At 70.2% G+C, this 12,067-nt stretch carries 11 protein-coding genes; all 11 read left to right on the top strand.

The annotated features are described in order from the left end of the window. The first annotated feature begins 107 nt into the window (after positions 1–107). The 11 genes from E5671_RS38225 (at position 108) to E5671_RS38275 (ending at position 12,016) form a co-directional block, all read left to right on the top strand. The gene (locus E5671_RS38225; RefSeq protein WP_160510675.1) at positions 108–1,919 is read left to right on the top strand and encodes a DUF5941 domain-containing protein; all 1,812 of its coding nucleotides are present in this window, start codon (positions 108–110) and stop codon (positions 1,917–1,919) included. After that, positions 1,916–2,653: a phosphocholine cytidylyltransferase family protein gene (locus tag E5671_RS38230; protein WP_160508724.1), complete on the top strand. Its 738-nt coding sequence runs from the start codon at positions 1,916–1,918 to the stop codon at positions 2,651–2,653. Before E5671_RS38225 ends, E5671_RS38230 begins: the two co-directional genes overlap by 4 nt. Next, the gene (locus E5671_RS38235; protein WP_160508726.1) at positions 2,641–3,705 is read left to right on the top strand and encodes an iron-containing alcohol dehydrogenase; all 1,065 of its coding nucleotides are present in this window, start codon (positions 2,641–2,643) and stop codon (positions 3,703–3,705) included. The genes E5671_RS38230 and E5671_RS38235 overlap by 13 nt, the downstream gene beginning before the upstream one ends. Further along, positions 3,683–4,462 (top strand): CDP-alcohol phosphatidyltransferase family protein, encoded by a 780-nt coding sequence (locus tag E5671_RS38240; protein ID WP_160508728.1) that lies wholly within the window; start codon positions 3,683–3,685, stop codon positions 4,460–4,462. The genes E5671_RS38235 and E5671_RS38240 overlap by 23 nt, the downstream gene beginning before the upstream one ends. Positions 4,463–4,509: 47 nt before the next feature. Beyond that, positions 4,510–5,355 carry a glycosyltransferase family 2 protein gene (locus E5671_RS38245; protein ID WP_160510676.1) on the top strand — a complete coding sequence of 282 codons (846 nt, stop codon included), beginning with the start codon at positions 4,510–4,512 and terminating at the stop codon, positions 5,353–5,355. A 95-nt stretch (positions 5,356–5,450) separates the two neighbouring features. Next, complete coding sequence (locus tag E5671_RS38250; RefSeq protein WP_160508730.1) at positions 5,451–6,395, top strand: ABC transporter permease; 945 nt, start codon at positions 5,451–5,453, stop codon at positions 6,393–6,395. After that, positions 6,388–7,173: an ATP-binding cassette domain-containing protein gene (locus E5671_RS38255; protein WP_160508732.1), complete on the top strand. Its 786-nt coding sequence runs from the start codon at positions 6,388–6,390 to the stop codon at positions 7,171–7,173. The genes E5671_RS38250 and E5671_RS38255 overlap by 8 nt, the downstream gene beginning before the upstream one ends. A gap of 335 nt (positions 7,174–7,508) precedes the next feature. After that, complete coding sequence (gene hpnC / locus E5671_RS38260) at positions 7,509–8,405, top strand: squalene synthase HpnC (protein WP_160508734.1); 897 nt, start codon at positions 7,509–7,511, stop codon at positions 8,403–8,405. After that, complete coding sequence (hpnD, locus tag E5671_RS38265) at positions 8,402–9,352, top strand: presqualene diphosphate synthase HpnD (RefSeq protein ID WP_160508736.1); 951 nt, start codon at positions 8,402–8,404, stop codon at positions 9,350–9,352. The genes hpnC and hpnD overlap by 4 nt, the downstream gene beginning before the upstream one ends. A gap of 109 nt (positions 9,353–9,461) precedes the next feature. After that, positions 9,462–10,874: a hydroxysqualene dehydroxylase HpnE gene (gene hpnE, locus E5671_RS38270; protein ID WP_160508738.1), complete on the top strand. Its 1,413-nt coding sequence runs from the start codon at positions 9,462–9,464 to the stop codon at positions 10,872–10,874. Further along, the gene (locus tag E5671_RS38275) at positions 10,871–12,016 is read left to right on the top strand and encodes a polyprenyl synthetase family protein (RefSeq protein WP_443032758.1); all 1,146 of its coding nucleotides are present in this window, start codon (positions 10,871–10,873) and stop codon (positions 12,014–12,016) included. The genes hpnE and E5671_RS38275 overlap by 4 nt, the downstream gene beginning before the upstream one ends. Positions 12,017–12,067 lie beyond the last annotated feature (51 nt).

Below are 12,067 nucleotides of genomic sequence, written 5' to 3' on the forward strand. Positions count from 1 at the left end.
TCCGATAGCCTCTGCCGACGTGCCGCCCGGCCGCTGCCGGCCAGGGGCGCCCCTCATCACGCACGTGCCCGGCGCGAGCCGCGCCGGCAATCAAGGAGTGAGTTCGTCTGTCGACCGCCATCCTGACCGGTCAGCCGGTCCCCGGGTCGCCGCTCGAAGGCGATCTGCGGTCCCTGGGGTTTGACGTCCGGGTCGCCTCCGACGCGGCGGACACCGAGACGCTGCTCGCCGCCGCCCCCGCCGGGCAGCGGGTCGCGATCGTCGACGCGCGCTTCGTCGGCCACGTCCACGCGCTGCGCCTCGGCCTGACGGACCCGCGCTTCCCCGCGTCGGCCGTCCCCGGCGCCGTCACCGCGCAGCCCGAGGCCCGCGCCGACCTGACGCGTGCGCTGCGGGCCACCACGGGCTCCGGCAACGGCGGCGGCTCCACCCTGGCCGTCGAAGCGCTCGCGGACCACGTGGCCGAGGCGATCGAAGCCGAAGGCCGCGCGCTGCACCGCCCCGACCTCGGCACCCTCGTCGCCACCGTGCCCAGCGATCCGCAGACGCGGAACGAGGCACGCCAGGCCGTCGCCGCCGTGGACGACGAAGCCGTACGCCTGCGGACCGCGGTCAAGTCGCGCGACGGCTTCTTCACGACGTACTGCATCTCCCCTTACTCGCGTTACCTCGCCCGCTGGTGCGCGCGCCGCGGCCTCACCCCGAACCAGGTCACCACCGCCTCGCTGCTCGTCGCCCTGATCGCGGCGGGCTGCGCGGCCACCGGCACCCGCGGCGGCTTCGTCGCGGCCGGCCTCCTGCTCCTCTTCTCCTTCGTACTCGACTGCACGGACGGGCAGCTCGCCCGCTACTCCCTGCAGTACTCGACGCTGGGCGCCTGGCTCGACGCGACCTTCGACCGCGCCAAGGAGTACGCCTACTACGCGGGCCTCGCGCTCGGAGCCGCCCGCGGCGGTGACGACGTATGGGCGCTCGCACTCGGCGCGATGGTGCTCCAGACCTGTCGGCACGTCGTGGACTTCTCCTTCAACGAGGCGAACCACGACGCGACCGCCAACACCAGCCCCACTGCGGCCCTTTCGGACAAGCTCGACAGCGTCGGCTGGACGGTCTGGCTGCGTCGCATGATCGTCCTTCCGATCGGCGAGCGCTGGGCACTGATCGCCGTGCTCACCGCCGTGACCACCCCGCGCATCACCCTGATCGTGCTGCTCATCGGCTGCGGCCTCGCCGCCTGCTACACCACGGCGGGCCGCGTCCTGCGCTCACTGACCCGCAGGGCCACCCGCACCGACCGCGCCGCACAGGCACTCGCGGACCTCGCCGACACCGGACCGCTCGCGTCCGCCTTCGCCGCACTCGGGCTCCGCGGCCCGGCCGTGCCCGCGCCGGTCCTCGCCTTCATCGGCGGCGCCGCGATCGCGTGCGTGGCGGGTCTCACGTCGTACGGCAGCCCGTGGGTCGTCGTCGCCGCGGTGATCTACGTCATCACTTCGGGCCTCGCCGTCGCCCGCCCCCTCAAGGGCGCCCTCGACTGGCTCGTCCCGCCGTTCTTCCGCGCGGCGGAGTACGGCACGATCCTGCTGCTCGCCGCCAACGCTGACGTGAACGGCGCCTTGCCCGCGGCTTTCGGCCTGGTGTCCGCTGTCGCCTACCATCACTACGACACGGTGTACCGCATTCGCGGCGACGCGGGCGCGCCGCCGCACTGGCTGGTGCGGGCGATCGGCGGGCACGAGGGCAGGACGCTTGCGGTCGCTCTCGCCGCCACGCTGCTCGCCGACACAGATTTCACCGTCGCGCTCACGGCACTCGCCGTGGCCGTGGCACTCGTGGTGCTCGTCGAGAGCATCCGCTTCTGGGTGACCGCTCACAAACGTGGAGCACCCGCCGTACACGATGAAGGAGAACCCGCATGATCGGCCTTGTGCTGGCGGCCGGCGCCGGACGGCGTCTTCGCCCCTACACCGACACGCTTCCCAAGGCCCTGGTGCCGGTCGACGGTGACACCACCATCCTCGACCTGACCCTCGGCAACTTCGCGGAGATCGGCTTGACCGAGGTCGCGATCATCGTCGGCTACAAGAAGGAAGCGGTCTACGACCGCAAGGCGGCGCTCGAGGAGAAGTACGGCCTCAAGCTCACGCTGATCGACAACGACAAGGCCGAGGAGTGGAACAACGCCTACTCCCTCTGGTGCGGTCGTGACGCGATCAAGCACACGGTGATCCTCGCCAACGGTGACACCGTGCACCCCGTCTCCGTCGAGAAGACGCTGCTCGCCGCCCGCGGCGACGGCAAGAAGATCATCCTTGCCCTCGACACGGTGAAGAACCTCGCCGACGAGGAGATGAAGGTCATCGTGGACCCCGAGAAGGGCGTCCAGAAGATCACCAAGCTGATGGACCCCGCGACCGCCACCGGTGAGTACATCGGTGTCACGCTCATCGAGGGCGACGCCGCCGACCAGCTGGCCGACGCCCTGAAGACCACCTTCGAGCGCGACCCCGACCTGTACTACGAGGACGGCTACCAGGAGCTCGTCAACCGCGGCTTCAAGGTCGACGTGGAGCCGATCGGCGACGTCAAGTGGGTCGAGATCGACAACCACGACGACCTCGCCAAGGGGCGGGAGATCGCGTGCCAGTACTGACGAGGCTCATCCCCTCGCCGGTCGTCGTGGACATCCGGCCGGGGGCGCTCAACGACCTGGCCGGTGTCCTCGCGGACCAGCGGATCTGCTCGTCCACCGGCAAGCTCGCCATCGCGATCAGCGGCGGCTCCGGCGCGGTGCTCCGTCAGCGGCTCGAACCGCAGCTGCCCACCGCCGAGTGGTTCGAGGTGGGCGGTGGCACGCTCGATGACGCCATCAAGCTCGCCGACGCCATCAAGAAGGGCCGCTACGACGCGGTCGTGGGCCTCGGCGGCGGCAAGATCATCGACTGTGCCAAGTTCGCCGCCGCGCGGGTCGGCGCGCCGCTGGTCGCCGTCGCGACGAACCTGTCGCACGACGGCCTGTGCTCGCCGGTCGCCACGCTCGACAACGACGCGGGCCGCGGTTCGTACGGAGTGCCGAACCCCATCGCGGTCGTCATCGACCTCGACGTGATCCGTGAGGCCCCCGTACGGTTCGTGCGCTCCGGCATCGGCGACGCCCTGTCCAACATCTCCGCGATCGCGGACTGGGAGCTCGCCGCCCGTGAGCGCGGCGAGGACATCGACGGCCTCGCGGCCGCGATGGCGCGCCAGGCGGGCGAAGCGGTCCTGCGTCACCCCGGCGGCGTCGGCGACGACGCCTTCCTTCAGGTCCTCGCGGAGGGGCTGGTCCTCACCGGCATCGCGATGTCCGTGTCGGGCGACTCCCGCCCGGCGTCCGGCGCCTGCCACGAGATCAACCACGCCTTCGACCTCCTCTTCCCCAAGCGCGCCGCAAGCCACGGCGAGCAGTGCGGCCTGGGCGCGGCCTTCGCGATGTTCCTTCGTGGAGCGCGCGAGGAGTCGCTGTACATGGTGGAGGTGCTGCGCAGGCACGGCCTCCCCGTGACGCCGGAGGAGATCGGCTTCACCGTGGACGAGTTCGTCCAGGTCGTGGAGTACGCCCCGCAGACGCGCCCCGGGCGCTACACGATCCTCGAGCACCTCAATCTGAATTCCGACCAGATCAAGGACGCATACGCCGACTATGCCAAGGCCATCGGTAGCTGAACTCCGCCCCGTCGTTCACCCCGCAGGGGTGAAGGACCGGCGCAGCGGTGAGCACTGGGCGGGACGCCTGTACATGCGAGAGATCTCGCTGCGCTGCGACCGCTACCTGGTGAACACCAGGATCACGCCCAACCAGCTCACGTATCTGATGACCGTGGCCGGCGCCCTCGCCGCCCCGGCGCTTCTGGTGCCGGGGATCACGGGAGCCGTGCTCGGTGTGATCATGGTCCAGCTGTATCTCCTGCTCGACTGCGTCGACGGCGAGATCGCACGCTGGCGCAAGCAGTACTCCATGGCCGGGGTCTACCTGGACCGTGTCGCCGCCTACCTGTGCGACGCCGCGGTCCTCGTCGGCTTCGGCCTGCGCGCCGCCGACCTGTGGGGCTCGGGCCGCATCGACTGGCTGTGGGCCTTCCTCGGCACGCTCGCCGCGCTCGGCGCCATCCTGATCAAGGCGGAGACCGACCTCGTCGGTGTCGCCCGTCACCAGCAGGGCCTGGCCCCGGTCAAGGAGTCGGCTTCCGAGCCGCGCTCCTCCGGCATGGCCCTGGCCCGCAGGGCAGCGGGCGCGCTCAAGTTCCACCGGCTCGTGCTCGGCATCGAGGCGTCCCTGTTGATCCTGGTCCTCGCGATCGTGGACTCGGTACGGGGCGACCTGCTCTTCTCGCGGATCGGCGTCGCCGTACTCGCGGGTATCGCACTCCTCCAGACCCTGCTGCACCTCGTGTCCATCCTCGCTTCCAGCAGGCTGAAGTGAGTGCGGCGGGGAGCCGGCCCCTGAAGGTCGGCGCGGTCATCATCACCATGGGCAACCGGCCGCAGGAGCTGCGCGCCCTGCTCGACTCGGTCGCCAAGCAGGACGGCGACCCGGTGGAGGTGGTGGTCGTCGGCAACGGCGCTCCCGTGCCCGAGGTCCCCGATGGCGTACGCACCGTCGAGCTGCCCGAGAACCTCGGCATCCCGGGCGGCCGCAACGTCGGCATCGAGGCCTTCGGCCCCGGCGGCACCGACGTCGACGTACTCCTCTTCCTCGACGACGACGGCCTCCTGGCCAACACGGACACGGCCCAGCTGTGCCGCGAGGCCTTCGCCGCCGACCCGAAGCTCGGCATCATCAGCTTCCGCATCGCCGACCCGGACACCGGCGAGACCCAGCGCCGCCACGTCCCGCGCCTGCGCGCGGCCGACCCGATGCGCTCCTCGCGCGTGACGACCTTCCTCGGCGGCGCCAACGCCGTCCGTACGCAGGTCATGGCCGAGGTCGGCGGTCTTCCCGACGAGTTCTTCTACGCCCACGAGGAGACCGACCTCGCCTGGCGTGCCCTGAACGCGGGCTGGATGATCGACTACCGCGCCGACATGGTGCTCTTCCACCCCACGACCGCCCCCTCGCGGCACGCGGTCTACCACCGGATGGTCGCGCGCAACCGAGTCTGGCTGGCCCGCCGGAATCTGCCCGCGCTCCTGGTCCCGGTCTACCTCGGGGTGTGGATGCTCCTGACCCTGGCCAGGAAGCCCTCGGGCCCCGCGCTCAAGGCCTGGTTCGGCGGGTTCAAGGAGGGCTGGACGACGCCCTGCGGACCTCGCAAACCGATGAAGTGGCGTACGGTGTGGCGCCTGACCCGACTGGGCCGACCTCCTGTCATCTGACAAGCTCGGGTCTGAGAACATCTGGGCCATACCCCGGTCCCTGGCCCACGCCTACGCCCGACCGGCTGCGCATCTGAAGACGAAAGTTTCCACTCGTGAGTGAGACAACGCATGACGGCGGAGTCACGGTGACAGCATCTCCGTCGACTCCGTCGCCCGATGACGGGCTCTCCCGGGCCGATCTCGCCGCCAAGTACGGTCTGACCGTCAGCGGCGCACGGCCCGGACTTTTCGAGTACGTCCACCAGCTCTGGGGACGGCGCCACTTCATCCTCGCCTTCTCGCAGGCGAAGCTGACCGCCCAGTACAGCCAGGCCAAGCTCGGCCAGCTGTGGCAGGTGGCGACGCCGCTCCTGAACGCGCTCGTCTACTTCCTGATCTTCGGTCTGATCCTGGAAGCGGACCGGGGTTTCGAGCGCGAGGTCTACATCCCGTTCCTGGTCACCGGTGTCTTCGTCTTCACCTTCACGCAGTCCTCGGTGATGGCGGGTGTCCGGGCGATCGCGGGCAACCTCGGCCTGGTGCGTGCGCTGCACTTCCCGCGGGCCTCGCTGCCGATCTCGTTCTCGCTGCAGCAGCTCCAGCAGCTGCTGTTCTCGATGATCGTGCTCTTCGTGATCACGATCGGCTTCGGCAGCTACCCCAAGCTGTCGTGGCTCCTCATCGTCCCGGCCCTGGCCCTGCAGTTCCTGTTCAACACCGGCCTCGCGATGATCATGGCAAGGCTCGGCAGCAAGACCCCCGACCTCGCGCAGCTGATGCCGTTCGTGATGCGTACGTGGATGTACGCGTCCGGCGTGATGTTCTCCATCCCGGTCATGCTCGAGGGCAAGCCGGCGTGGATCGCCGACATCCTGCAGTGGAACCCGGCGGCCATCTACATGGACCTGATGCGTTTCGCGCTGATCGACGGGTACGGCCTGGACTACCTCCCGTTGGGTTACTGGACCTGGGCGATCGCCGCGGGCTGGGCCCTGCTGGTCGCCGTCGGCGGCTTCGTGTACTTTTGGAAGGCTGAGGAGCGCTACGGCCGTGGCTGACGACACAGGCGTCGACAAGACGCACATCCCCACCGTCATCGCCGACGAGCTGCACATCGTCTACCGCGTGAACGGCGCGAAGACGGGCAAGGGCAGCGCCACCTCCGCACTGAGCCGCATCATCAGGCGCGGCGAGGAGCGGGGCGTACGCAAGGTGCACGCCGTGCGCGGCGTCAGCTTCACCTCCTACCGCGGCGAGGCCATCGGCCTGATCGGCTCGAACGGCTCCGGCAAGTCGACCCTGCTCCGTGCCATCGCGGGCCTGCTCCCGGCCGAGAAGGGCAAGGTCTACACCGACGGCCAGCCCTCGCTGCTCGGCGTGAACGCGGCCCTGATGAACGACCTGACGGGCGAGCGCAACGTCATACTCGGCGGGCTCGCGATGGGCATGACACGCGAGCAGATCAGGGAGCGCTACCAGGAGATCGTCGATTTCTCGGGCATCAACGAGAAGGGCGACTTCATCACCCTGCCGATGCGCACCTACTCGTCGGGCATGGCGGCCCGCCTGCGCTTCTCCATCGCGGCCGCCAAGGACCACGACGTACTGATGATCGACGAGGCGCTCGCGACGGGCGACCGGAAGTTCCAGAAGCGCTCCGAGGCCCGCATCCGCGAGCTCCGCAAGGAGGCCGGCACGGTCTTCCTCGTCAGCCACAACAACAAGTCCATCCGTGACACCTGTGACCGCGTGCTGTGGCTGGAACGCGGTGAGCTGCGCATGGACGGGCCGACCGACGAGGTCATCAAGGAGTACGAGAAGTTCACGGGCAAATAGCCCCGCCGTACGCCCGGACGCGCCAGGGCCCCGCCGGAGTCAACCCGGCGGGGCCCTGCCGCGTCCTGCTTCCTCGACTGCCCCTTTGGTTGCCTCAAGTCCCTTGGGCCCAGGGAAGTTTGACGCCAATCGGTGTGTTGTTGTGATGCGTGGAACACCCCGACGATGCATGCCGCGTTGTACAACGTAAGCTGTACCGGTGCTGATTCGCGGCAAGTGGGGCGATATCGCGCGGCGCCCAGGCTCATGGCACGGTCCGCCTCGCGGCGGGCCGGGCGGCGTGTCCGAAATGGGATGTATTGGGTCGGCAGTGTAGAACGGGAGATGTGACGGCAATGGCTACGGATGATCTCCAGCTGCGCGACGCATCCGCCGTCCTCGCGAAGGCCGCGGACGAGAACTTCCCCGTGGCGCCCTTCTTCCTGCCCCGCGCCTGGCGCGACGACCTCATGGCCGTGTACGGCTACGCCCGCCTCGTCGACGACATCGGCGACGGCGACCTGGCCCCCGGCGGCGCCGACGCCCGCTACCTCGGTGTGGACCCCGAGGCCGCGGATGACAGGCTCGCCCTTCTTGACGCCTTCGAGGCCGACCTGCACCGCGTCTTCGACTCCACTCCGCGGCACCCGCTGATGCGGGCCCTCCAGCCCACCGTGCGCCGCTGTCGCCTCACCCCCGAACCCTTCCTCGGCCTGATCGAGGCCAACCGCCAGGACCAGCTCGTCGCGCGCTACGAGACCTACGACGACCTTCTGGCCTACTGCGAGCTGTCCGCGAACCCCGTGGGCCGCCTCGTCCTCGGCATCACCGGCACCGCGACGCCGGAGCGGATCCGCCGCTCGGACGCGGTGTGCACCGCCCTCCAGATCGTCGAGCACCTCCAGGACGTCGCCGAGGACCTTGGCCAGGGCCGCATCTACCTGCCCGCCGAGGACATGAAGCGCTTCCATGTCCAGGAGCGGGATCTGGCCGCACCGACAGCAGGCGCGTCGGTGCGCGCACTGGTTGCATATGAAGCAGAACGCGCCCGCTGCCTCCTGAATGAAGGCACCCCCCTGGTGGGTAGCGTCCACGGCAGGCTGAAGGTGCTGCTTGCAGGTTTCGTGGCTGGGGGGAGGGCGGCGGTCTCCGCGATCGTCGCCGCCGGATACGACGTACTTCCTGGACCGCCGAAGCCCACCAAACCGCGTTTGCTGCGCGAGGTGGGGGCGGTCCTGCGAGGAGAGGGGTGAGCCGGACCGTGGAGTCAGGCCCGAACGTGTCCGCGCCGGTACTCGCCGCATACAGCTACTGCGAGGCCGTCACAGGGCAGCAGGCACGCAATTTCGCGTACGGCATCAGGCTGCTTCCGCTGCCCAAGCGCCGCGCGATGTCGGCGCTCTACGCCCTCTCGCGGCGCGTGGACGACATCGGCGACGGCGCGCTCGCGCCGGACGTCAAGGCCGACCGCCTCGACGAGACCCGGGCCCTCCTTGCCCGGATCCGCGCGGGCAAGGTGGACGAGGACGACACCGACCCGGTGGCCGTGGCACTCGCGCACGCCGCGACACGCTTCCCCATCCCGCTCGGCGGGCTCGACGAGCTGATCGACGGGGTCCTGATGGACGTCCGCGGTGAGACGTACGAGACGTGGGAGGACCTGAAGGTCTACTGCCGGTGCGTGGCGGGAGCCATCGGGCGGCTCTCGCTCGGCGTGTTCGGTACGGAACGGGGAGCGCTCAATGCCGAGCGCGCGCCGGAGTATGCCGACACGCTCGGCCTCGCGCTCCAACTCACCAACATCCTCCGTGACGTCCGCGAGGACGCGCAGGGCGGCCGTACGTACCTGCCCGCCGACGATCTCGCCAAGTTCGGCTGCTCCGCCGGGTTCTCGGGCTCACAGCCGCCCGCTGGTTCCGACTTCGCCGGGCTCGTGCACTTCGAGGTGCGCAGGGCGCGGGCGCTGTTCGCCGAGGGGTACCGCCTGCTTCCCATGCTCGACCGGCGCAGCGGGGCCTGTGTCGCCGCCATGGCGGGCATCTACCGGCGGCTTCTCGACCGCATCGAGCGGGAGCCGGAGGCGGTCCTGCGTGGCCGTGTCTCGCTGCCGGGCCGCGAAAAGGCGTATGTCGCCGTGCGCGGTCTCTCCGGGCTCGATGCGCGCACCATCTCCCGACAGACCGTCAGGAGGCGTACTTGATGGGCATCCGCGGCGAATGCGGTGAACGTAGGGCAGCCCCCTGCAACCGGCGGGCAACCCTCCGGTCCGCCCCGGCGTCCCAGACTGCAACCGCCGAGGGGGAAAGAGCATGAGCGACGACGGCAAGCGATCGGCCGCGGATGCCGACGACAACGCGGGCCGGGGGGCCGCCGTGGTGGTCGGCGGCGGCCTCGCCGGAATCACCGCGGCGCTGTCCCTCGCCGACGCGGGGCTGCGCGTGACGCTGCTCGAAGGGCGGCCGCGCCTCGGTGGGCTCGCGTTCTCCTTCAAGCGCGGCGACCTGACCGTGGACAACGGCCAGCACGTCTATCTGCGCTGCTGCACCGCCTACCGATGGTTCCTGGACCGCGTCGACGGAGCGGCCCTCGCACCGTTGCAGGAACGTCTCGACGTGCCCGTGCTCGACGCCGACCGGAACCGGCTCGGCCGACTTCGCCGCACCGCGCTGCCCGTCCCGCTGCACCTGGCGGCGAGCCTCGCCACGTACCCGCATCTGTCGCTCGCGGAGCGCGCCAACGTGGGGCGCGCCGCGCTCGCCCTCAAAGGGCTCGACCCGGCCGACCCCAAGCTGGACGGCCAGGATTTCGGCAGCTGGCTCGCCGCACGCGGTCAGTCGGCGCGAGCCGTCGAGGCCCTGTGGGACCTCGTCGGTGTGGCCACGCTCAACGCCGTCGCGGGGGACTCCTCGCTGGGGCTCGCCGCGATGGTCTTCAAGACCGGGCTGCTCTCCGAACCGGGCGCCGCCGACATCGGCTGGGCGCACGTGCCCCTCGGTGATCTCCATGACACCCTCGCCCGCAAGGCGCTCGACTCCGCGGGCGTACGAACCGAACTGAGGACACGCGTCACCTCTATCTCCCGTACGGGGAACGGCGGTTGGAAGGTCGAAGTTCCCGGTGAGGAGATCGAGGCGGAGACCGTCGTGCTCGCCGTGCCGCAGCACGAGACCCACGACCTGCTCCCGGACGGCGCCCTGGACGAGCCCGACCGGCTGCTCGACATCGACACCGCGCCGATCCTCAACATCCACGTCGTCTACGACCGCAAGGTGCTCAAGCGGCCCTTCTTCGCGGCCATCGGCTCACCGGTGCAGTGGGTCTTCGACCGGACCGACGCCTCCGGGCTCACCGAGGGCCAGTACATCGCGCTGTCCCAGTCCGCCGCCCAGGACGAGATCGACGCCCCCGTCGCCGCGCTGCGCGAGCGCTATCTGCCGGAGCTGGAGCGGCTGCTGCCGGCCGCGCACGGCGCCGAAGTACGGGACTTCTTCGTGACCCGGGAGCGCACCGCGACGTTCGCGCCGACTCCCGGTGTGGGCCGGCTGCGGCCCGGTGCTCGCACCAAGGCCCCCGGCCTGTACCTGGCCGGGGCGTGGACCGCCACCGGGTGGCCCGCGACCATGGAGAGCGCCGTCCGCAGTGGCATCAGCGCCGCCGGGGCCGCTCTCTCCGCACTCGACCGCCCACGTGATCACCTCTTCAGCGTCGAGGAGGCCGCGTGAAGCCAGCCCTTCTGGGGTCAGGTCCCCAGAGAACCAGCACCGGAACAACCAGTACCGGAACAAGAGGAGAGACTGTGCCGACTGTGCCCTCGGCCGAATCGGCTGCCGACACGGTGGACGTGACCTCACTGCTCGAGCGCGGAAGGACGCTGGCCACCCCGGTGCTGCGGTCCGCCGTGGACCGCCTCGCGCCGCCCATGAACACCGTCGCCGCCTACCACTTCGGCTGGATCGACGCCGAGGGCAACCCGTCGGACGGCGACGGCGGCAAGGCCGTGCGCCCCGCCCTCGCCCTGCTCTCCGCGGAGGCGGCCGGCGCCGCGCCGGAAGTCGGCGTACCCGGAGCTGTCGCCGTCGAACTGGTGCACAACTTCTCGTTGCTGCACGACGATCTGATGGACGGCGACGAGCAGCGCCGCCACCGCGACACGGTGTGGAAGGTGCACGGCCCGGCCCAGGCCATCCTCGTCGGCGACGCCCTCTTCGCGCTCGCCAACGAGATCCTCCTGGAGATCGGCACCGTCGAGGCGGGCCGCGCCACGCGCCGCCTGACCACCGCGACCCGCGCTCTGATCGACGGCCAGGCGCAGGACATCTCCTACGAGCACCGCGAGCGGGTCACCGTCGAGGAGTGCCTGGAGATGGAGGGCAACAAGACCGGCGCCCTGCTCGCCTGCGCGGTCTCCATCGGCGCGGTCCTCGGCGGCGCCGACGACCGCACCGCCGACGTCCTGGAGAAGTACGGCTACCACCTCGGCCTCGCCTTCCAGGCCGTCGATGATCTGCTCGGCATCTGGGGAGACCCGGATTCCACCGGCAAGCGGCCCTGGAGCGATCTTCGCCAGCGCAAGAAGTCGCTGCCCGTCGTGGCCGCGCTCGCCGCTGGCGGGCCTGCGTCCGAGCAGCTCGGCGAGCTGCTCGCGGCCGACGCCAAGAGCAATGACTTCGACAGCTTCTCCGAGGAGGAGTTCGCCGCGCGCGCCGCCCTGATCGAGCAGGCGGGCGGCCGCGAGTGGACCGCCGAGGAGGCCCGGCGCCAGCACACCATCGCCATCGAAGCCCTCGACACCGTCGAGATGCCCAACCGGGTGCGGGCGCAGCTCGTCGCGCTCGCCGACTTCGTCGTCGTACGAAAGAGATGATCACTATCGAGCAGATATAGGACTCGCAGTCGCCGGCCGGCGCCCAGCGCG

Origin of the sequence: Streptomyces sp. BA2, assembly GCF_009769735.1 — a bacterium.
Taxonomy (GTDB): Bacteria; Actinomycetota; Actinomycetes; order Streptomycetales; family Streptomycetaceae; genus Streptomyces.